Origin of the sequence: Seonamhaeicola sp., assembly GCF_028281565.1 — a bacterium.
Taxonomy (GTDB): domain Bacteria; phylum Bacteroidota; class Bacteroidia; order Flavobacteriales; family Flavobacteriaceae; genus Seonamhaeicola.
Genome location: NZ_JANQJQ010000036.1, coordinates 1 through 23,207, shown reverse-complemented (window position 1 = coordinate 23,207; position 23,207 = coordinate 1). Strand labels below are relative to the sequence as shown.

Annotated in this window: 19 protein-coding genes and 1 tRNA gene; 7 read left to right on the top strand and 13 right to left on the bottom strand. The window is 37.9% G+C overall.

All coding sequences use genetic code 11. From position 1 onward, the window contains the following. Positions 1-395: 395 nt before the first annotated feature. The 7 genes from Q0983_RS15290 to trxB all read right to left on the bottom strand — a co-directional run bounded on the left by Q0983_RS15290 (position 396) and on the right by trxB (position 6,344). On the bottom strand, positions 396-959 hold the full coding sequence (locus Q0983_RS15290; protein WP_299555274.1) for a hypothetical protein: 564 nt from the start codon (positions 957-959) through the stop codon (positions 396-398). Positions 960-971: 12 nt separating this feature from the next. Beyond that, positions 972-1,139 carry a hypothetical protein gene (locus tag Q0983_RS15285; RefSeq protein ID WP_299555271.1) on the bottom strand — a complete coding sequence of 56 codons (168 nt, stop codon included), beginning with the start codon at positions 1,137-1,139 and terminating at the stop codon, positions 972-974. Between the two features lie 242 nt (positions 1,140-1,381). Further along, positions 1,382-3,166 (bottom strand): ParB/RepB/Spo0J family partition protein, encoded by a 1,785-nt coding sequence (locus tag Q0983_RS15280; protein WP_299555268.1) that lies wholly within the window; start codon positions 3,164-3,166, stop codon positions 1,382-1,384. A gap of 190 nt (positions 3,167-3,356) precedes the next feature. After that, entirely contained in the window at positions 3,357-4,637 is a 1,281-nt protein-coding gene (locus tag Q0983_RS15275) for a site-specific integrase (protein WP_299555265.1), read from the bottom strand. A gap of 223 nt (positions 4,638-4,860) precedes the next feature. Continuing rightward, positions 4,861-4,938, bottom strand: a tRNA-Pro gene (locus Q0983_RS15270). A 3-nt stretch (positions 4,939-4,941) separates the two neighbouring features. Continuing rightward, on the bottom strand, positions 4,942-5,172 hold the full coding sequence (locus Q0983_RS21380) for a GIY-YIG nuclease family protein (RefSeq protein WP_366141015.1): 231 nt from the start codon (positions 5,170-5,172) through the stop codon (positions 4,942-4,944). Between the two features lie 191 nt (positions 5,173-5,363). Then, positions 5,364-6,344, bottom strand: coding sequence for a thioredoxin-disulfide reductase (trxB, locus tag Q0983_RS15265; RefSeq protein WP_299555262.1), 981 nt, complete (start codon positions 6,342-6,344; stop codon positions 5,364-5,366). 307 nt (positions 6,345-6,651) lie between these two features. On the opposite strand from trxB, the gene Q0983_RS15260 reads away from it, so the two are divergent. Next, on the top strand, positions 6,652-7,113 hold the full coding sequence (locus Q0983_RS15260) for a hypothetical protein (protein WP_299555260.1): 462 nt from the start codon (positions 6,652-6,654) through the stop codon (positions 7,111-7,113). Here the strand turns inward: Q0983_RS15260 and Q0983_RS15255 are convergent, their stop codons facing one another. From Q0983_RS15255 to Q0983_RS15230, 6 genes are all read right to left on the bottom strand, one after another. After that, positions 7,114-8,163, bottom strand: a complete 1,050-nt coding sequence (locus Q0983_RS15255; RefSeq protein WP_299555257.1) for an isoaspartyl peptidase/L-asparaginase family protein — start codon at positions 8,161-8,163, stop codon at positions 7,114-7,116. Between the two features lie 12 nt (positions 8,164-8,175). Next, positions 8,176-10,695, bottom strand: a complete 2,520-nt coding sequence (locus Q0983_RS15250; RefSeq protein WP_299555254.1) for a M14 family metallopeptidase — start codon at positions 10,693-10,695, stop codon at positions 8,176-8,178. A gap of 35 nt (positions 10,696-10,730) precedes the next feature. Next, the gene (locus Q0983_RS15245) at positions 10,731-12,053 is read right to left on the bottom strand and encodes a dicarboxylate/amino acid:cation symporter (protein ID WP_299555252.1); all 1,323 of its coding nucleotides are present in this window, start codon (positions 12,051-12,053) and stop codon (positions 10,731-10,733) included. Between the two features lie 108 nt (positions 12,054-12,161). Further along, positions 12,162-13,784: a sulfatase gene (locus Q0983_RS15240; RefSeq protein WP_299555249.1), complete on the bottom strand. Its 1,623-nt coding sequence runs from the start codon at positions 13,782-13,784 to the stop codon at positions 12,162-12,164. Positions 13,785-13,991: 207 nt separating this feature from the next. After that, complete coding sequence (locus tag Q0983_RS15235; protein ID WP_299555247.1) at positions 13,992-15,830, bottom strand: hypothetical protein; 1,839 nt, start codon at positions 15,828-15,830, stop codon at positions 13,992-13,994. 191 nt (positions 15,831-16,021) lie between these two features. Next, positions 16,022-16,894, bottom strand: coding sequence for an AraC family transcriptional regulator (locus Q0983_RS15230; protein ID WP_299555244.1), 873 nt, complete (start codon positions 16,892-16,894; stop codon positions 16,022-16,024). A 142-nt stretch (positions 16,895-17,036) separates the two neighbouring features. Between Q0983_RS15230 and Q0983_RS15225 the strand changes: the two genes are divergently transcribed. Genes Q0983_RS15225 through Q0983_RS15200 form a run of 6 tightly spaced genes read left to right on the top strand, consistent with a single transcriptional unit; the run spans position 17,037 to position 22,670 of the window. Continuing rightward, a complete protein-coding gene (locus Q0983_RS15225; RefSeq protein ID WP_299555241.1) occupies positions 17,037-17,738 on the top strand; it encodes an RraA family protein in 702 nt (233 codons plus the stop codon). Continuing rightward, positions 17,716-18,537, top strand: coding sequence for an SDR family oxidoreductase (locus Q0983_RS15220; RefSeq protein ID WP_299555238.1), 822 nt, complete (start codon positions 17,716-17,718; stop codon positions 18,535-18,537). Before Q0983_RS15225 ends, Q0983_RS15220 begins: the two co-directional genes overlap by 23 nt. Positions 18,538-18,542: 5 nt before the next feature. Next, on the top strand, positions 18,543-19,676 hold the full coding sequence (locus Q0983_RS15215; protein WP_299555235.1) for a mandelate racemase/muconate lactonizing enzyme family protein: 1,134 nt from the start codon (positions 18,543-18,545) through the stop codon (positions 19,674-19,676). Then, complete coding sequence (locus Q0983_RS15210; protein WP_299555232.1) at positions 19,673-20,548, top strand: RidA family protein; 876 nt, start codon at positions 19,673-19,675, stop codon at positions 20,546-20,548. Before Q0983_RS15215 ends, Q0983_RS15210 begins: the two co-directional genes overlap by 4 nt. A 15-nt stretch (positions 20,549-20,563) precedes the next feature. Next, positions 20,564-21,328 carry a creatininase family protein gene (locus Q0983_RS15205; RefSeq protein WP_299555230.1) on the top strand — a complete coding sequence of 255 codons (765 nt, stop codon included), beginning with the start codon at positions 20,564-20,566 and terminating at the stop codon, positions 21,326-21,328. Between the two features lie 10 nt (positions 21,329-21,338). Next, positions 21,339-22,670, top strand: a complete 1,332-nt coding sequence (locus Q0983_RS15200; RefSeq protein WP_299555227.1) for a sugar porter family MFS transporter — start codon at positions 21,339-21,341, stop codon at positions 22,668-22,670. Positions 22,671-23,207: the final 537 nt, after the last annotated feature.

The following is a 23,207-nucleotide window of genomic DNA, read 5'->3' as shown; positions in this document are numbered from 1 at the left end:
ATGGTTAAATTAGCATTGGTTATGTCGTGCTTGTTTTTCGACGCACCGAAAAACAATAAAGGCTTTATCCATTATAGACCCCTTAAAATGTGTAAGACAGCGGTTCGGTTTTTAAGGATTTTCGAGAAAGCCCCAAGAAGGGCTTACCGTAAATTCTGTTAAGAAAACCGAAGTGTTGGCTTTCCGATGAAAAGCGGACTTAATTCACAATTTTAGCTAGGGAATGAAGTGTTCCTTCCCAGAGTATCGGGAAGGGTTAATGGAATGGAAAGTTAAAATTGGGGATTGTGTCCAAGATGTCTGTAGTGAAGCGCTTTTCCTGAAATGTAGGGCAACGAAATGAAAGGGAATGTGCTGAACGGGTTAAATAATGCTTCCTCTTTGTCCTTAAAATATTAATTATCAAAGAGACTTCCCTGTGCATTACGCTCTAATTTAATTTCTTTATTTCTATCGTTCTTTAACCTTACTTTCAAGGCCTTGCGTCTTTGGTTATAAATCCAAATTCTTAAACCCTTTAAAAGTCCCTGCTCATAACTGGAAAGTTCAGTTGGTGCTATCTCTTGCATTGCGGTAACCATATCTTCCCTTTTCTCTGAATTATTAAACATATTGGCATATTGAAGTCCACACCAAGTATAGATATTCACCCATTCGGAATGCATTGGTGCTTCAAAAGTCCTGGGCATCATATAGGCTACAACTTCGGTTATCGATGCCATTTCTTCATTTTTCATAAGGCACAGTAATCGGCTCATAGTAATCTTACCCAACAAATCTTTAGGGATATCGTCTTTCCAGGGAGATTCATAAACAATCACTGGACTGCTGAGGCAATCCATAAATTCAAAAACAAAGTTTTTCTGAGCCTTCTTTTTGGTAATGGTTTTAGGGTTTAATTTGTCCATAGGCTTTATGTCAAAGCCAAAATCAAGCTGCAATTTATCGGGAGTTTTCATAGTGTTTGGTTTTTATTTTTGATATTTATTTAACAATATGGTGTAGTAATCTGGGTGTTTATCCCTGTAATAAGCGAGATGGCTTTCTGCACCTTCTATGTTGTATTTGATTCTACTTGAATCATAGTGTGCTTCTGCTTCTTGTAATGTGATTTCTGGAGTGCATGGAATTTGTTTCATAATGCTAAAATTTTGGTTAAACAATATTTGGGCAACACCCAAACGGAAGCTAAAATCTCAGCTCAAAAGGAAACGGAATAAATAAGCAATGGATAATGGATTGACTTTATGCCGTAGTCTTTTGATGGGAGTATTTTACGGGTTTACCTTTGTACCCATATTGATTGATTTCCCCTAACCCTAGTTTGAATAAAAAAAAGAAGAGCCGACATAAATGCCAACTCTATCTTGAACAACAAAAACTAGACTTCAAGAGCCTGAATCTTTACTTCAAGTATCTTTATACGCTCTTTCAAACGGGCCTCCCGCTTGACACGGTCTTCGGCATATCCTTTTTCAATACTTGCAATTTTAGTTTTGTAATACCCCTGCATGGCGTTATAGAATGAAATATTGGTGAGATTATTTACGTGATTGCTCTCTCCAAAGTGTACTTGCTTGGTGAGGATATAGCGTATCAACTTGTGAAAGATTTCCTTTTTGAAATTCTTCTTGAAATGTTCTACGACTTGAACCTTGTTCATCTTCGAAGTCTTACCAAAGATGTTCGGGAAGTGTTTTTGTTGACTCATATAATCCACATTGTTCTCAAAGAGTGAGATAGAAAAGGCAACCATTTCATCCGTGGACAGGGCTTTCTTGGTATCGATATACTTGGTTTCCTTAATCATTCCTACAATTTCTTCAAACTGCTTGTTGTTCTCGATTTGCTTCTTGCGTATTTCTCTTTCATTGATTTTGATGATTTGTTCTTCAGGCGAGCAATCAGCCATTTTTCTTTCAGTCAAAGGTGCCAAATGTGTTGCTGACCCGCTCTCAGGCCTTTCAATAATCTTAACAAACACTTCTCTGTGCTTATAGGTTGAAGCATGGAAAACAATAGCATTTACAAAACCATTGGATTTGGCAGACTGGAATACTTTCAATTCTTCTTCATATTCCTTTTTCGCTTCGCTCAATTCCACCTTTAGGTCATCTTCGGAATAATCGTAATGTTCGTATTCCTTCTTAATAGATGCCATTGTCGGCTCAATCGGATTTTCTATCACTTCAACATCATCCAAAAGGTAAACCTTGAAACCCTTTTTTTCCAGTTGGGAAATAATCAATTGATTGTTTTCGTCATCTGCCCAGTACTTCATAATTTCTGGAATCAATATGATATTCTCTCGTTTTGATTGCTCAATTAAGTCAAGGAAGCATTTGTTTTTCTTGGCTTCGTAACAGGATGCTTTTGTGCAGACCATTTTTCCTTCACCAAATAAATTGCCCTGATTTGCTGCATTGAATGGACAGCTATTACAATCCCCTACTTTTGCTATTAATGTTTTGTCATCAACATCAAAGGGAGCCATCAATAAATCATAAGACTGGTTCTTTATCATTCTATTGATTTGGTGAGCGTTAAAATCATCGCCCATAGCTTCCAGCATCATCTGCTGTTCTTCTGGTTCAAACAACGCTACACCAACACCGAGCGAGATAGTCATTTCACCATTTCGCACAAAATGCTTAAACCCTTCGATAAGGCCTGCCAATTTTAACCGCTGTCTGATAAAATTGTCTGTTCTGCCCAATCGTTGTGCAATTTCAGATGGTGCATATTTATCGCTTAGATAGGCTATTGCTTCAGCTTCTTCGGTAGGCTCAACATCCTTTCTTTGTAAGTTCTCTATAATTTGAACTTCCAACACATCGTTATCCTCAAATGCTTTAACAATGCATGGAATGCTTTTGTTATCTGCCAATTTATTAGCTCGATAGCGACGTTCACCCATCACAATCAAGTAATGACCGTTCATTGGCCTTACGGTGATAGGCTGTAACACACCATGTTTTTTGATACTTTGGGAAAGTTCAATCAATTGCTTCTCATCAAAGGTCTTTCTTGGTTGATTTGGGTCAGGCTTGATTTTACCAATAGGTAGGTTCTGAATTTGAAGTGTAGAATTAATCTTTCCGTTCACTTCAGTCTGGGCAGTATTTGTTCTACTACGCTTGTTTCTAGTACTTGTTTTTGTTGTCATAATACTCAAATTTTGATTAAACAATATTTGAGCAGAAACCAAACGGAAGCTAAAATCTTGGCTCAAAAGGAAACGGAATAAATAAGCAAAGGATAATGAAATGGCTTTATGCCGTAGTCTTTTGATGGAAGTATTTTACGAGTTTAAATTGCGGGGGTATTGAATAATAATAGCTTCACAAAGAGTCTCTTTAAACTATTTTTAAATGGTCGTAATCTGTTTCTTTGTATTGAAAACTCTGTTTTGAACGTTTCAATTTGTCCTTTAATTGAGCCATATCCTTACTGATTTTCTTTTCGACCACTCTGGCATATTTTTGCGTTGTTGATAATTTGGTATGCCCTAACATTTTTGAAACTGTTTCAATGGGGACATCATTTAAAAGTGCTATTGTAGTGGCAAACGTATGTCGTGCAACATGGAAAGTTAGGTTTTTCTCTATCTTACAGAGTCTGGCAATTTTTTTAAGGTATTGATTGATTTTTTGGTCACTGAAAACGTGTAACAGAGAATAGTCATTTTCAGCGCAAGGAAAATCCGCATACTTCTCTAGAATTTCTTTGGCTTCATCTAACAAAGGCAGCTTAACAGGCGTCCCTGACTTTTGTCTCCTAACCATTATCCATTGTTCTCCATCTACACCAGAAACAATATGATTCTTTTTTAGGTTCTTTACCTCGATATAACATAAGCCGGTATAACAAGCAAAAATGAATACATCCCTTACCAAACACATACTCTCATGGGGTATGGAAAGCTTGGACATTATATCAATTTCATGCTGTTCCAGAAATGGACAATCGAACTCTTCAAATTTCAGTTCATAGAGTGCAAAAGGATTTATCTTAATCCAACCATGTTTGAAAGCCAAAGTAGTCTGCTTTTGTAAACGCTCCAGATGCTTCATGATTCCGTTATTATTCAAGGGACGGGATTTTTGTAATGGTTGACAGGTACGTAAATAATTTTCAAATTGAACAACAAATGAATAATTAATTTGAGTTAAATGCACATCATTTGAATTGAATTGTTTTCTGATAAAGCGGTTAAGATATTTCTCAGTCGCGCTATAGTTCTTTGCCGTTCCCGGAGCTAATTTTTCCAATTCGTTATCTCTATGGTATTCTAAAAGGTTTTTAAGCGTTAAGATTGCCTTGTCCTTTCCTAAATAACGGAGCTTCACGGATTGTGGTGTTATTACCCTCCCTTCCTGTTTAAGTTGCCTAAAGGCACTTTTTATTTTGGTGTAAATATCATCAAGAGTGTCGTTGATGAACTTTGCATTTTTTGTCCGTGATTTTACCCGTTTTGTATCAAAATTCCAGTATTCTTCGAAAACGGTCTCTTTTGTACTTAAATCTACACGTATACTATCTATCGAAATACGCGCATAAATGGGAGCCGTTCCATCGCTTTTGATTAGGGTCTTTTTCAACCAAAAATGGACATTGAAGGTGTGTGTTGTTGTCATCACTTTCGTTTTAAATTGATAAATCAGTTAAACGAAAGCCAAATCGCCCACGAAAGTCAAATACTGAACGAGCCATAAATTTAGAAATTTATTTTCTAAAAATAGGACACCAATTAGGACACCAATGAATCTGTATTTAAATGATTACAAAAAAAACCAGCAAAAATGTATTTCACTGGTTTTCATTTAATTACATATTAAAAGATTTCTTTTAATACCCTTTTGGTCGGGATGACAGGATTTGAACCTGCGACCACACGGCCCCCAGCCGTGTACGCTAACCGGACTGCGCCACATCCCGAATTTAATTTTCCTCAAGATACCTTTTGATACCTCTCTTTTTTATTTTTCGTTCCAATTGAACCGCTTCTGAACGGTTGGAACATAAATATGTCTTTATCAATTCCCAAGGGATTCCCTTAGTAGTATACTTTTTTCCTCCCTGGTTATGAACCTCTAGTCGCTTTTCAATATCCATTGTATGATCAACATAATACCTACCTAACTTTTCACTAAATAGAATATAAACAACCATATACCATCTTCCCTGCGACCATCACGCTATCAGCGTGATACGCTAACCGGACGGAGTTTATCTCGAGCAAAGTCGAGAGGCCACATCCCGATTTTGAAATAGTTTTCAAAGAAAACACATTTTTGAATAACTACAAAAATTAAAAGGCCAAAGTATGGAACTCCGACCTTTTTATTTTAAAAATTTACTTTTTAGTTATAAGTAGGAGTAGAGACTTCAAAAGTAGCATCCTTAGCTGCCAGATAACGCTCGGCGTCTAAAGCGGCCATACAACCTGTACCCGCAGCCGTAACAGCTTGTCTGTAAACATGGTCTGCAGCATCACCGGACACAAAAACACCATCCACATTAGTTTTTGATGTTCCCGGTACATTGATAATATAGCCTGTTTCATCCAGGTCTAAATAATCCTTAAAAATGTCGGTATTGGGTTTATGACCAATGGCTACAAAGAATCCCGTAGCCGGAATCTCATGCTTTTCGCCGGTTTTATTATTAAAAACCCTAACACCGGTCACTACTTGTCCATCCCCTAAAACCTCATCAGTCTCCGTATTATGGAGAATTTCAATATTCTCAGTATTTCTAACCCTGGCTTCCATGATCTTTGAGGCTCTAAACTGGTCTCTTCTCACAATCATAGTAACTTTTTTACATAATTTAGATAAGTAATGTGCTTCTTCACAGGCAGAATCGCCGGCACCCACAATGACCACTTCCTGGTTTCTATAGAAGAATCCATCACACACAGCACATGCCGAAACACCACCACCCAACTTAAGGTACTTTTGTTCGGATTCCAGGCCCAGATATTTAGCTGAAGCACCTGTAGAAATAATGACCGTATCACAGTGAATTTCCTTAGTGTCATTTACCCAAACCTTATGTACATCTCCCGAGAAGTCAACTTTTGTCACCCAGCCATCACGCACATCGGTATCAAAACGTTGTGCCTGTGCCTGTAATTGAAGCATCATTTCGGGGCCTGTTACACCATCCGGGTATCCGGGAAAATTTTCTACTTCATTCGTTGTTGTTAATTGGCCGCCGGGTTGTGTCCCCTGATATAATACTGGCGCCATATTAGCTCTGGCTGCATAAATGGCAGCAGTATATCCAGCAGGTCCGGAACCTATTATCAAACACTTAACTCTTTCTATTGTATCAGACATAATTTTTTCACTTAATTTAGTTAAACAAAAGTAGAGTTTTTGGATAAATCCTTACTCATAAGTTATCAACAGTTTTTATTAAAATATAAACTAAAACTATAAAAAAGGCCATACAAAAGTGTATCTCATTTTAATACATAGACGAATATTTTAACAAATACCCTTATTTTATTTCAAACATTTTTACTTCCTATTTTTTATACCTTTTTTTATCGCTTCCAAACATGGCTCTAGTTTAAAATCTATTCTTAAAGTTCAACGTATTATTTTTTTTTGTAACTTGTTGTAAACCATAAAACTTACCATCATGAAAAACAACGTCTTACTGCTGGCTGTCCTTCTTACTATTATTTTTTCTTGCAACAATGCTAACAAAACCACCGAAGACACTACTGAAGAAAAGGAGTTCTCATTAAAAGGCACATGGGAAAGAACCAGTTTTTATAACTATGTTGATGGCGAAGTTACCGATACGTTTAATACCTCAATAGAAAACAGACATATAAAAGTTTTTACCGACTCTAAGGTTATGTGGTGCCGTTTTATCCCGTCTGATTCCAGTGATTGGTTTGGCTATGGAAGCTATAGGGTTGAGGATAGTATTTTAACCGAAATACTGGACTACGGATCAAAAACTATGAGTGTTCATATTGCCAATGACAGTGCTTTTGTTTTTAATCTAACTTTAACCAAAGATACATTTAGTCAGGTACGAATTGATGATGACGGCCATCCGGTTTTTGCTGAAAACTATGTTAGATTAGAGTAACTATTCTACACCAAACATTTCAACAACATTTTCCCCGGTTGATTTTTTGTAGCCCCTAAACATGCCTTTTGTATTAAAATCCCAAAAGACAGCACCGTTTTTGTCTAATAAGATCATACCACCTTTACCTCCCAGCGGAGCTATCTGACTGAATAAAACCTCATGTAAAGCCTCTTGGGGATTCATACCTCCATATTGAATTAAATTGGACACTTCATGTGCGGCAACGGTTCTTATAAAATATTCGCCTGTACCGGTTGCTGAAATCCCACAAGTCAAATTATTAGCGTAAGTGCCCGCCCCAATAATAGGTGAATCTCCTATTCTCCCATATTTTTTGTTTGACATGCCACCGGTAGAAGTTCCCGCCGCTATATTTCCATCTTTATCAATAGCTACAGCACCAACGGTTCCGTATTTATCATCGCCAAGAATAATGCCTTCTGAAATTGAATTAAAAGCAATCTTATCCTTTTGTTTCTCCTGAATTCGTTTTAATTGATTATATCTGTCAGCTGTAAAAAAGTAACTACTGTCTACCATTTCCAGGCCAAAGGTTTCCATGATACTTTCGGCACCCATACCGGAAAGCATGACATGTTTAGTACTGTCCATAACCATTCTTGCTGCCAGAATTGGATTCTTCACATGGTTAATACCTGCCACGGCACCGGCATTTAAAGTCTGTCCATCCATAATGGAAGCATCCATTTCCTGATTGCCTTCACTATTGTATACCGACCCTTTTCCTGCATTAAATAAAGGCGAATCTTCCAATACATTGATGGCGGCCTGAATAGCGTCTAATGATCTCCCGCCTTTTTCAAGAACGGTATACCCGGCATCAAGCGCTTCCTGCAGTTTCTTTGCATAAGCCATTTCTTTTTCAGCATCAAAATTTTCCCTGGTAATACCGTTACCGGCTCCGCCATGAATTACTATTGAGAACGCATTCGGTGTTCTTTGGGTTACTTCAACACTTTTCTCCTGTTCTGTTTTACATGACAGAAGCATACCAACAAAAACTAGTAAAACAATTATTTTTTTCATAATTCCCTGATATTACATGAATTTAGCAAAAAACACAGCGTTCATCAGAAGCTTATTAGTTCCAAACCAAAAACCTCTAAAGTTTGTATTATCTGTAAACACCATAACTTTACCTTTTCCCAGTTTTTTAACCTGAAAGGGCACGGTTTCTTTTAACACCTCTAAATTTTGCTTTGAAATGTACCCGCTTAAAAGCGGTTTTTCAGTATACTTAATTGGATTATTATAACTTAAACTATCCTGTTTAATAAATATTTTAGTGCTTCTAAACATGGGCAGTTTATCATCCTTAAAACCAAAGTTTATTGGGTGGGACCTATCTAGTTTCGTTTCAAAAATAGCGCCCCCAATATTTTGAGCTCCCTTAAAATCGGCCTTTTGCTCAAAAGTTACAGTTTTTGGTTCCACCGTTGCAGACGCATACTCTAACTCTAAAAACTTATTCGAAGTCAGCCATTTAATAGCTTTTTTGTACCCTATCAAGTTTCCGCCTTGCTTGGTCCAGGATATTAACTTGTTAATGGTCTCTGTATCCAGTTTTAAGGTCGCACTGGGAATTATAATAGTAGTGTATTTTGATAGGTCCTTAGTCTTTAAATAAGATACATCTAATTTAGAAATAGTCATTTGGTAACGTTGGTCAAACAAATGCCAGACTTCACCGGCATCATTAGACTTAACGCCATGACCTACCAACAATGCTACTTTAGGTTTTTCTAAAGTTTTGAACTGGGAACTACCTAAATCGATACCTTCGGTCAAACCGGTTTGGACCCCGTTTATAACAACATGACTGTTTTCAGCCACCTCGCTTAAAAAATCATACAACTGATCCTGATCCAATTTTTGATTTTGGACCGGTATTAAAATGGTTCCGTAATCATAAGTTCCATTATTTGTAGAAAACGGTCTCATTCCTACTTTAGTCCTTATTCCCTTTTCAAGTATTTTGGCAAGGGCTTTAGGCGTATAATATTCATGCCACTGCATTAAATAGGCGTAATTACTTTTGGAGGATACCGTACCTTTGTTCAATTTCAAATTTTCAACAATAGTTCCCACATTACCGGAAGCCCTTAATTCTGAATAATCTAAGTTAAATGCCAGGGGAAAGGTCCATCCGGAAATGTCATAAAACAAACTATCTTTAAATGTAGTTCGCTTTTCAAAAATGGCTTTTATTACCTTACTCTTTTCCTGATCCATCGGAACAATGTAACTCGATGTTTTCTCAAATGTTTTGCCATTTACACTAATGTCTTCTTTAAGTAAATTAAATTTAATCTGATGCTCTTTTAAGATCTCGGCTAAATGGTATGTTTTAGCCTGATCCTTTTTATCTCCAAAAACTATGGCCTTAACACTTCCTTTGGCATTTTCATTTCTAATAGTATTAAAAAAATCTCTTTGATAGCTCAATAATTCATTACGCATGTCCCCCGCAGCTTTCAGCGTAGACAAGGCCGTTTTGAACTGATTTCTAATAGTAAAAGGAAACGTCAGCAATCCATTGGTAGTTTCCTGTGCATGCCCTCTTGAGCTGGCCTGTTCAAACAAAATCCCTACAGCTCCGTTAATATCCGGAAATGTAGACCCTTTTCCATAATAATAATCATCATAGCGTTCTTCAGTGAAATATAAAGTCCCAATTTCATCCAGTGCTTCAGCATGATAATTGCCGATCTCCTTAGTTAACTCCTGGTTCTTTTGGGGTGTTAAAGGGTGTACCCTGGATGGAACACCCGGTTGAAAAAAGTATGTAGCATTGGATGACATTTCATGATGATCCGTTAAAACATTTGGCATCCACTTATTATAGGTCCTAATTCTCACTTTAGATTCCGGTAATTGAACCGGAAGCCAATCTCTGTTCAAATCGAACCAATAATGATTTGTTCTTCCCTTTGGCCAGACTTCCTGATATTCTCTGTCATTCGGATCCGGGTTAATATTTTCGCTTTTATGAACATTTACCCACGACGCAAATCGTTGTACCCCATCCGGGTTAAGAGCTGGGTCCAATAAAATAATAGTATTTCGTAGCAATGTTTCAATGTCATCTCCCTGGGCTGCTGCCAAATAATAGGCCAACAATAAGCTGGCATTTGCCCCACTGGGTTCGTTCCCATGGATTGAAAACCCCTGATAAACCACTGCAGGCATTGATTCCAGGTCTAAACTGCCGCTATCCGGCTTCATCAATTTCAAATGATCTGACCTGATAGCATCGATATTTTCGTGGTTTTCCGGAGCTGTGACGGTTAATAGCAACAAAGGCCTTCCTTCAAAGGTTTTGCCTCTATCTTCAATAGTGATCCTATCTGAAGCTTCACTGACTGCCTTCATATATTCAACCAGTTTGTCATGGGTAATATGCCATGCTCCTATTTTATGTCCAATGACACTTTCAGGTGTGGGAATACTTAAATCATAAGTAATATTTTGGGGTAAATGGTAGGATAGATCCAACTGATCTTGAGCTTTTACAAAACTCACGACCAAAACGAAAACAGTTAACAAACACCTGTTCATATTTATATTTTAAAATTTCAATTACCTGACGCTTATTAAGTAACCGGATAATTATCATCCCAATTCTTCACGTTTGGCTCACCTAATTTACCCAAAGATTTAGCTATAACTGTTGAAACGGTTGCATCTCCCGTAACGTTTACTGTTGTTCTACACATATCTAAAGGCCTGTCAACAGCAAAAATTAATGCCAGGGCAATTGGCAACAGGTCTGAAGGGAATCCGATGGCTTCCAATACAATGACTAACATCACCATACCAGCTCCCGGAACTGCAGCACTCCCTATTGAAGCCAGCAAAGCCGTTAGAATAATCATTAACTGATTGCTAAACACTAAACCTTCCGGCCATAAAACCTGCATAATAAATACAGCCGCTACACCTTGATACAAACTTGTTCCATCCATATTAATAGTAGCTCCTACAGGCAATACAAAACTCGTTACTTCTTTATCTACACCCACATGTTCTTCCACGCGTTCCATGGTAACAGGCAATGCTGCGGCACTACTACTGGTTGAAAATGCCAATAATTGGGCGGGGCTTATTCTGCTAATAAACCAAAAAGGCGATTTTTTGGCATAAACCGATACTAAGATCATATAGAAACAAATCATTAAAAATAGGCCCAGAACCACTACTCCGGCATATTTCAATAATGCAAAAAGAATATCCGGGTCATCAGCAGAAACAACAACACTGGCTAATAAGGCAAAAACAGCATAAGGTGCAAAAAGCATAATGATATCAACCATTTTTAAAACCACTTCATTTAAAGAATCGAAAAAGTTTTTTAAAGGTTTTGCTTTTTCTTCGGGAACCAACAATAAACATAAGCCTAAAAGAATAGCAAACACAATAACCTGTAACATCAACTTATTATTGCTCATAGCAAATACAGCATTATCCGGCACCATATCTACCAAAAACTGTAAGGGTCCTGCTTCTTTTTGCTGTTGTGCATTAGTAAGTATGGTCTGCGCCTTATCGCTTGTTGAATACTTATCTTTAAGCATGGTAACGGTGTCTTCAGTAATTCCATTCCCGGGTTTTAAGGTATTTACAAGACCCAAACCAATAGTTATTGCTATAACTGTGGTTATAATATAGATAACTATAGTGCGCAACCCCATGTTCTTAAACTTGGATATGTCCTTTAAATCGGAAATTCCCTTTATTAGAGAAGCCAGAATTAACGGTACTGCAATTAGTTTTAAAAGTTTAACAAATATTTTTCCAAACGGATCGATCCATTTCATCACAAAGTCTTGTCCGTTAACTGATGCCATTATAAAACCAAAAATGACACCTAATAACATACCTATTAATATTTGCCAATGTAATGCTAATTTTTTCATACTGATATTTAAAATTTTAATCCGGTTATAAACATACGGAATTTGCCACAACTATTTTTTTAATGTAGCATTTATCGTCTTCCAAACACAAAAGACAACTTGAGTAATTTATTTTGTGAGTTCAATAAAGTGTGCGTCTAATTCCTCCGAGTCTTTATACTTTATTCTGAGTTTTGACAATTCTGCCTTAAGTTCTTTAACTACTTCGGCATAAGCCGGGTCATTATAGACATTCTTCATTTCCTGTGGATCTTTTATACGGTCATACAACTCCCATTCATCCACATCGTAATAAAAATGCGCCAGCTTATATTCTTTTGTAACAATGCCATAATGCCGTTTCACCATATGCACCGAAGGATATTCATAATAATGGTAATAAACAGCGTCCCTATCCCACTTGTCTTTTTGACCCATTAATAAAGGCATAAAACTTTCTCCCTGCATGTCGCCAGGAGCCTTTATTTGGGCCGCTTCTAAAAAAGTTTGAGCAAAATCCAGGTTTTGAACCATTTCATCACAGGTGGTTCCGGCTGTAATTTTATTTGGCCAACGAATCAATAACGGTGTTTTAAAAGACTCATCATAAATAAATCGTTTGTCAAACCAACCGTGTTCCCCTAAATAAAACCCTTGATCTGATGTATATACAACGATAGTATTTTCATCTAAACCGCTGGCTTCCAAATAATCTAAAACACGTCCAACATTATCATCAACTGAAGAAATACATCCTAAATAATCCTGCATGTAGCGTTGATACTTCCATCGCATTTTTTCCTCATCACTTAATTTTGGCCAGTGGCCTTTAAACCAAACATTGATGGAATCTATAACAGGATCATATATCGCTTTTTGCTGTTCATTGGCTCTACCATATGGGCCCGTAAACCCATCAACACCACGCCAAATAAATGGCGGCACATAAGGTTCGGCGCCACCCATTTCTTCTATAGTTTCAGGCCTTATCTTAGAATCATGCCCATACTTCATATGGGTAAGCAAGTTCATTTCGGCAGTTTTTGCAGCCGTCCCCCTGTTTTCGTAATTATCAAACAAAGACTCCGGTTCGGGAAAGGTCTTTTTGGTAAACGTCTTAAACTTTTCCGGACTGGGCCACCACGGACGGTGAGGTGCTTTATGCAGATACATGGTCATAAAAGGTTTTTCCTTATTACGCTTTTTATCGAGCCAATTTATAGTGAGGTCCGTGATAATATCCGTAACATAACCTGTTATGGTTGTATCGCCTTTTTTTGTTATAAACTTTGGATTAATATAATGACCCTGGCCGGGCAAGATCATAAATTCATCTACGCCCTTAGGGTTATTTCCAAAGTGCAATTTTCCAAACATGGCCGTTTCATATCCGGCTTTTTGAAATAATTGCGGAAAAGTTACCTGAGTCGTATCGAAAGGTTGAATATTATTTATTTTGCCATTAATATGCGTATGCTTTCCGGTAAGAATGGTTGCCCTGGACGGTGCACAAATTGAATTCGTTACACAGGCATTTGTAAATAGCATACCTTCATCAGCGATCCTGTCAATATTAGGGGTTTCAATTAAATGATTGCTATAGGCACTAATAGCCTGATAGGCATGATCATCAGACATGATAAACAGGATATTAGGTTTTGGCTGCCGGACTTTTTCCTTTTCCGATTCTTTGCAATTAGTACATAATACTATTAAAAGAAAACAATATAAAACACATACAACGCTTTTCATGCCTTTAATTTTAAAGATTACACGTTGTAATATACTATTTAAATTTATCTTTTAATCTAATGGAGTTTTTCTTCTGAAATCAAAAAAGCAATTTTGGAATTATAAAAACTATCGACATTAATTTTCTAAAGACATTTATGCTTTGGTATAGATTTATGGATACTCTGTCTAACATACAAACTTATCAGAACAACCCTATCAGCATGTTCAATAAGAGGCTATAAAAGCATTCAGATCATCTCCCGGCATCAGGTTCAATTTCTTCCTAAGGCGATTTCTACTGGTTTTTACAGAAGATGGATTAATATTTTGCAGCGTAGCTATCTGCTTGGTATTCATATTCATCCTTATTAAAGAGCACAACCGTATTTCCGATTTTGTTAAATCGGGGTAGGCTTCTTTCAACCTGCCATAAAACGAACTGCTTAAGAGTTCTACCTTATTGTGAAAGTCTTCTGTTGTTTCATCAACCCTGATCTTATTTTTAATTTCGGTTTCCAGCTTATCAAGTTCAATGGCTCTTCGTTTTCCGGTTGATGATTTAACGTCTTTAAGTTTCTCGGCAAGTACCAAAGCCCACTGCCTGTTATGTGTAATATCCAATGCCAAATCTTTTAAGTCCTTTTTTTTATAGGTTATTTCTGCCATTAAAATCTTGTTTTCCAAAGCCTTTTGTTTATGGCGATAATACAAAATCAATAGCAAGACAAAAACGCCAATACCTCCAAATAAGATCCATTGTCTTTTAATGGTGTTCTGTTTGTCTAAAAGGGAGATTTTAGATTTTTGTGCTGCAATTTCCATATCCTTTTTTTCTACTTCATACAAAGACTGGTAATACGAAAAGCCGTTCGCCTTTTGCACACTTTCAATGGAATCTCTTATTTTGGAATAGGCTTTAAAATGCGTTAGTGACTTTTTATAATCTCCCAATCGGCTATAAACTTTAGACAAAAATTTATGAACTGAAAAGGTGTTTTCATAATACGGCATGGCAATGGCTTTATCATATTCCTTTTCTCCCCATAAAGCAGCTTTTTTAAAATTACCCATGGCATATTCATATTGTCCCATAGCCAATTCATATTCATCCATTTCAATACTCGGATGAGTTTTTATATGCTCATCCAGCATATGCTTAGTGGCTTTCATTTTTTCCACAAGCCCATTTTCAGAGTAAGCACTTAATTGAGCCACCAATAATTCCTGACGCCTGAAGTCATCATACACATATAGTCTGGCCGAATCCAGGTATCTGAGCCGCTCTTTTTGACTACCATGTAACCATTCATCAAAAGCCTGATTATAAAATTCACCATATAATGCTTTATAGTCCTGATTAATTCTGGCTTCCCTCAATATATCCAGTCTAATTTTCTTTGCTTCTTTTTGAAATCCATTTTGAGAATATAATATGGCCAAAGTTCCCTTTGCTCTGAAAATTTTACGTGAAGGTCCCACTTTAAGCATTTCAATGGATTCCTGTAGGGTAGCTGCCGCTTTTTGAAAGTCACCCTTAAAACACAAAAGCTCTCCAATATAGCTTTTTAAAGTACCCATACGAATAGAATCATTCATCTTGCCCGCAAATGTACAGGCCTTTTCATAATTGAGAATTGCCCTGTCAAAGTCACCATGTCTTTCGTAGCTGTCAGCTGCGCCGTCATAAAAATAGGTTAGCTCCAAAAAGTCTTTATTTAGGGGCACCTTGTCTCTGAGGTCATTAAAAAATATGATCGCTTGTTCCGGTTTTCCCAGATCGGAGCGCAAGTAACTTAATAGCGATATACCATTGTCTAGGGCCACACGCGTTGAATCCAGTTCCAGGGCGTAATCAATGGTTTGTCTGGCGATCGCTTCATATTGGTATTCCGTTTTGTCTTCTATCAGATCACACAGACTGTCCATCCATTTAAGTCTGTCACCATTCAGGCTAGCCTTTTCAATTTTTTGTTTTAAATCACTAACAGACTGTCCCAGGTCAGGATTTTGACCAAACACACTGGTGAAACCTAAAAAGAAAGCTAAACAAATAAAAAGTTTCATTAGGGATTATTTACAGCTCGGAATATAAGATTTTTCATCTGAAATAGTTATAAAAAATCTGAGGAATTGTAACTTAAATTGAGTTTTGGGGCTGCAATTGGTGTAGGTTTAAAAATATATTTGGGAAACCCTTTGACTTGTCCAAACGATAACTCCGAATATCTAAGTACTCTGATTAGCTTAAAACGGCCTTAAGAAAGAAGCTTAAATTGCGTTGGTGTTACACCCGTATAACGTTTAAAAACAGTGGCAAAATAAGAAGAAGAACTAAATACCAAATTATAGGCCACATCCTGTATGCTATTTGTTTTAATGAGCAATTGTTCCTTGGCTTTTTCAATTTTTTGCCTTAGAACATAATCTGATGGCGAATACCCCATTTCCTTTTTAAACTTGTATTTAAAATGGGATAATGACAGATTGCTCAACCGGGCTAAATGCTCCAGGGGAAGCGGCTCATTAAGGTTATCCTTAATATATGCACAGATATCATTTATTTCCTTGCTTATGGTTTGGCTGGAATGTTTATTTCCAAAGTCCAGGACACTTAACAGGAAGTGCAGCAATAGATTGGTTATTTTAATCCTGTCCAAGCCATTTATAGGGTGTTTGCAAATTCGGTAAATAGCATTAAGATCATATTTTAGCCTGTCAGAACCTTTAAATTTCCTATTCGCTTTCAAACCCATGAAACTCTCTATAAATAATTTGGTGTCCTTTTTTGTTAAATTTAAAAGGCGACTATTTTTATCGGGTACTTCTATGACAAGCCAAAATAAACGCCCCCGTTCTTCAGGAAAACTTTTGGTGCCATGTTCCTCTCCCGGAAAAGTTAATAAAAGATCCCCTCCATTAATCCTGTAATCCGCTCCCTGAATATGGTAATATTGCGTTCCCTTTTCAAGAAAGCATATTTCTATCATGTTTTCATGAACATGCATTTCCAGGCTTTTTTTCATTTCCCTGTAATTGTAAGACCCCAAAACCTTTATGAATTTAAACCCTAAAGCTTCCAAATCAATTATTTTGCGCTCTTCCGTAGAGACCGTATCAAGTTCCTGCATCTTTGAAATAGTATTATCGTACTAAAATTAATAATATTTTTTGAGTTTTTAATTTCCTTTGTTTATTCAGGATCTATGCTAAGGAACCGTAATCCGGATCATGAGTTATAGGCCCACTAAATTTCAAAAAGAGTAAACGATTATGTGTGCAGAAAACATATGGAAAAGTGACCAGGAGCTTTTCAAAATAGCTAAAGAAGAATTGTTCGTCGCCTTAGTGGGTGATGTATTGGATAAGATGGGGTACTTGCACCAATTTCTTTCGCCAAGAATAAAACCCCTGAGAAAAGACATGATTACCATAGGACGAGCGATGACCGTACTGGAAGCAGATACCTTTGAAGAATCGCCACAGCAAACAAACAATCCCCTAATGCAGAAACCCTTCGGGATTATGTTTGAAGCATTGGACAGTCTAAAAGCGAATGAAGTATACATATGCTCGGGAGCCTCGCCCAGATATGCACTATGGGGAGGTTTAATGAGTACGAGGGCTTTAAAGTTAAAAGCGGCGGGAGCCGTTGTTGACGGGTATTCAAGAGATAGCAATGAGATAGAAAAACTAAATTTTCCAACATTTTCATTGGGAACTTATGCCCAGGACCAGGGGCCTAGAGGAAAAGTGATTGATTATAGAGTACCTATTGAATTTAACGGTGTTCGCATCAACCCCGGAGATATTGTTTACGGAGATAGGGACGGCGTACTAATCGTTCCTCAGGAAATAGAAAAGGAAGCGTTTAAAGGAGCTATCGAAAAAGCAAGAGGCGAAAAACTGGTACAAAAAGCCCTGGAAGCAGGCATGAGCACCGTTGAAGCCTATGAAAAATTTGGAATCATGTAATTATTTAAGGATGGATCTGTCAAACAAAAATATTTTAGTTACAGGAGCTGCCGGCTTTGGGGTCGGTCATGGGGTTGCAGTTGCCCTATCAAAAATGGGAGCCCGGGTTATTATCAATGCTCGAAATTTAGAAAAAGCGCAAGCTGTTGCAAATAAATTGCCCAATGCCATGGCGGTAGCAGCCGATATAACCAATAAAACCCAGGTGGATGCCATGTTCGCAACCTTGGCTAAGCAAGTCGGCGTCATACATGGTTTAGTAAATAATGCCGGTATCGGACTGAGTAAAGAAGCACATAAGGTAACCGATCAAGAGTTTGATAATCTATACAATATAGATGTAAGAGCCGTATGGAAGCTTTCTAAACTATTTGCCAATCAGCTTATTGAAAACAATACGGAAGGCAGTATAATTAATATATCTTCCGTACATGCTTCGGCAACCATTTCCAAGTATGCCATTTATGCAAGTGCAAAAAGTGCGGTAGAAGGATTAACTAAGGGTATGGCAATAGAACTGGGGAAACACAATATTAGGGTAAATGCGGTAGCACCCGGTTACGTACATGCAGAACAGAATTTAGAATTGATCAAAACCTTTGCTGATGACCCCAAACTTTGGGTTGAACGTCACACCAGGGATTATCAAAGTTTACCATTTGAAATACAAGCCGAAGATTGCGGCAATGTGGTTGGGTTTTTAGCTTCCGAATGTAGCAGGGCCATTACCGGTCAGGTGATTTATGTAGATAATGGAACGACCGCTATGTTGTATAACAATTCGTTTATAGAAAAATAGCACAAATGAAAATTAGTAGGATTACCTGTTTTGAAGTCATAGTTCCGGCAAACCCCGGAGCTATTGAAAGTAAAGGTTTCAATAAGGGGTTACACAAATTACCCCTGGGAGCTAAAGCAGGGTGGAATGTACAATTTGATGAAGTTCCCAAACTAATAGTACAACTGGAGTTGAAAAATGGTTTAGTTGGCTGGGGGGAACTATACAGGAGCCACAATTGGGCCACTGTAGATGCCATATGTGAACTATTGGTTGGACAGGATATTGAAAAGCTGACATTACAGAAATTACCTTTTGCCTTTTCCAGGGAATATGACGGTTTTGAGTGTGCCATTTGGGATGCTTATGCCAAATTAAAGGGCGTACGCGTAGTAGATTTACTGGGAGGCCCTTTAAAAAGCAAAGTAAAAGTGGGCGCATGGTCCAGCCATCGTAGTCAGGAAGACATCGCAGAGCTTGCATTGAAATTTCATAATATGGGCTATAACTGTATGAAGTTTAAGAGCGATTTGGAGGATGATGTTGTAGGATGGTGCAGAAAAATTGCAGAAACTACACCTGAAATGCAGGTTATTTTAGATCCTAACGAACGTTGGTTGCATGCTTTCGAAGTAAAGAAACGTATTAATGGGTTACAGGAAATAGGAAACGTTTTATGTCTTGAAGATCCACTTCCACGTTGGCAGCTAAGCGAATATCACCAATTAAGAAACTATGCCTCCGTACCTATAGTGCTTCATGTGTCGTTGCCCTATATCATTCATGGACAAAGAATAAAAGATAGCATTCAGGCCATTCGATTACAAGCTGTGGATGGGTTTAATTTTAACTGCGGACTGGCAGATTTCCAGAGACTGGATCATATTGCATCTGCAGCAGAACTAAACTGCTGGCACGGTTCTGAAATAGACCTTGGCATTTTAGAAGCCATGTACATACACTCAGCCGCAGCCGCAGCATCTTGTAATTGGCCAAGTGATATTTTTGGACGATTGATCCGTGAGCATGACCTATTAAAATCACCTTTAAAAATTGAGGCGCCCTATGCCTATTTACCGGAAGGACCGGGCTTGGGTATTGAAGTAGATATGGAGGCCGTCAAACATTACCAAACAAAACAAAAAGCATATACATTATGAACAACCCATTTATAGACATAGATAAAAATAAAGAAGACATTTGGGACATGGTGGTCAAAAGAGATATTGAAGCTTTTGTAAACCGGGATTGGCAAATGGTAGAAAATGATTTTCATGAAGCAGGTTTCATGGGAATCGATGGCGTGAAATCCCAAAATATTGATCAATGGAAATTAAGTTTTCCGGATTTAGAAAGCTATAAAGTCTCATGGCTTCAACAAGCCAAAGCCTTTCAGGAAACAGCATGGGGAGAAGATATAACCAAAGCATTACACAGAGTCACCATATTACAGGACATAGAGATTATAGGTGATGCAGCATTACTGCACAAAAAGTTTGTTGGGGACATAAAAAAAGCAGACGGGAGTTATGTTGAAACAAATTGGCAAACATTATATAGGTGCAGAAAAATAAACGGGCAATGGAAAATTGTTGGATTCACAGGATATTTGCCGTTTTTTAGTCTTAGTGCCAATACTGATTTACAAGGCGCAAAGCAGGTTCCGGAAAATGCAAGTCAGCATGTTACGGCAGGACCCTACACTCCGGTTTTAGAAGTAACCCCCAATAAACTGATTGTTATTTCCGGGCAAGCAGCCATAGATAAACTGGGACATGTTATTGGAGATACCATAGAGGAACAAACGGCCTATATGATGGATAATTGCACTACGCAATTAGCGTCTGCAGGATGCACCCTAAACGATGTATTTAAAGTCAATGTGTTTATGAAAGATTTGGCCGATTGGCCAAGATTCAATACCGTTTATAAAAATTACTTTAAAGACCCTAAACCCGTTCGTACGGCAGTACAAACAGGTTTGCTGATGAACCTCGTTGTTGAAATTGAAATGTGGGCAGCTAAAGCATAACTAAACAGTAACATTATGATTTGGGATCAATTAACAACACTGGAATTAAGTAAGATAGCCAAACACATACCGGTTATTCTTGTTATGGCTGCTACGGAACAACACGGAAAGCATTTACCCCTGGCAACCGACAGATTGATTGGAGAACATTTTGCTAATGCGCTACACAAAACCATCCCAAATAAGGTACTGGTGCTGCCTTCCATTAGCATAGGGTGCTCTTCACACCATATGGATTTTTCAGGAACACTTACTATTAGTCATGATACATTTATAAGACAGGTTAAAGATATTATCAGATCGGTAATACAACATGGATTCAAAAATATCATTCTTTTAAACAGCCATGGTGGAAACCAGGCCGTTGGACAAGTATTGGTAGAACAGTTAGGCTATGAAAACCCCTCTACTAATGTCATTATGGTTACCTGGTGGAAACTGGCATTCGACGCCTTATTAACTTTAAATGAAAGCGGGAAAGGAGGTGTAGGCCATGCCGGCGAATTTGAAACAGCATTAATGCTAATGATAGCCCCACATTTAGTGCATTCCGATAAAGTGGAAAAAGGAAAACATACGGATACTTTTTCCTGGAACGATGGTGATATGTTACGCGGTCCCAAGGCATCCTATTATAGATCAACAAAGGAAATGACTGCTAACGGCGTTTTTGGTAACCCGGAATATGGAACTTTGGAAAAAGGGAAACAAATTTCAAAATTGGTTGTTGATGATTTTAAAAAAATCATTAATGATCTTTTAATTATGGAAAAGGAATAAAGCTAAGTACATGAAATGGAAACTAATACTGTATACCTTGGTAGCTGCCCTGGGAGGGCTTCTTTACGGCTTCGACACAGCAGTAATAAATGGCGCTTTACCTTTTTTTAAATCCCATTTCCAATTGAATGATGTCATGACCGGTTGGGCCGTAAGTTCTGCTTTATTGGGATGTATAATTGGTGCTATTGGAATTGGCAAACCCGGTGATAAGTATGGCCGGCGTGAGATGCTCAAGCTTTCTGCCCTGTTATTTTTGATTTCAGCAGTTGGCACTGGGCTTGCACCGGAAATCAACAGTTTTATTCTGTTTAGGTTTATTGGCGGTTTGGCGGTTGGGGCAGCCTCTGTGTTATCACCCATCTATATTTCAGAAATAGCCCCTGCAACCCATAGGGGAAGGTTAATTATAACTTTTCAATTGGCTTTGGTAGCTGGAATATTGGTAGCCTTTTTTGTAGATTATATCTTAATCGATACCGGAAAAAACAATTGGCGTTACATGTTCATCTCTGAGGTCATACCGGCCCTGGCCTTTCTGCTCCTGCTTCTAAAAGTTCCTAAAAGCCCACGATGGTTGATGCAGACGGGAGATCAAATAGCAGCTAAAGAAACTATCGCAAGTGTAAACCCCAATGCTGATATACAAGGTATTGTCAACGACATAGAAACCTCTATCACCTTAGAACGTGAAGGAAAACAGGAACGCCTGTTTAAAAAACCCAACTTAAAGTTTACCTCAATAGGGATATGTATTGGGTTATTCAGCCAGTTTACAGGAGTAGCCATTGTTTTTTACTATGCAACTGATATTTTTAGGGCTGCCGGTTTTTCGACTGATTCGGCCATAGGCCAAACGGTTATTCTTGGTGCGACAAATTTAATTTTCACCCTAATAGCCATGATCTTAATAGACAAAGTAGGAAGAAAAAAATTATTGCATGTCGGAACTCTTGGAATGACTGTATCACTTGGCGTTTTTTCATGGGCTTTCTATACAGGTAATACAGAAGGCAGGTTATTGTTGGGCATTCTCATTTGTTATGTTGCCTTTTTTGCTTCGTCCATGGGGGCCGTAGTATTTGTATTGTTGGCGGAAATATTTCCAAACAACATTCGGTCCCGGGGTGTGGCCATAGGCTCTTTTTCAAATTGGATCGTGAACGGGTCCATCACCTTCCTGTTCCCAATAGTGGTTGGAGCCTTTAACGATGGTAAAGGCATAGGATATAGTTTTGCTTTTTTTTCGATAATGACCCTTTTAGCTTACTTCTTTTTTAGAACATTTTTGTTTGAGACCACAAATAAAACATTAGAAGAGATTGAATTTGAAAACAAATAACTTAACTATTAAAAACAACCAGGGGCTAACCAAGAATCTTCCAAACCCAACTTTCCTTCTTCATGCATATGCAGGGATGAAGCTTTCTTCTTAATTGAAATATTAAAAGATGAATTTGGTATCCCTTCTAAAATCTCTACCAATGATAAATCATTTCAAATGTTATTTTAATTATTTTGTTGGTTGGGGTGGCAGGATTACCTCCCTTCGGTCGGTGACCCTAATGAGGGGTGTTGTTCAAGACAATCCTCCAGGCCAATGCTTGCAACGTATTTTCTGTTTCTAAACCTTAAGACGTTGAAGTGATGAGATAGGATTACCTCCCTGCGGTCGGTGATCCTGGTCAGGGAATGTTGCTCAACAAAAGCTAACCAAGCATCACTTGGTTAATTTTTTATTTTCCAAACTATCCAAAAGCAAGCTTTCGATATTGGAAAATAAAAAAGCCAAACACATTTGTGTTTGGCTTTTGTTGGTCGGGGTGGCAGGATTCGAACCTGCGACCTCCTGCTCCCAAAGCAGGCGCGATGACCGGGC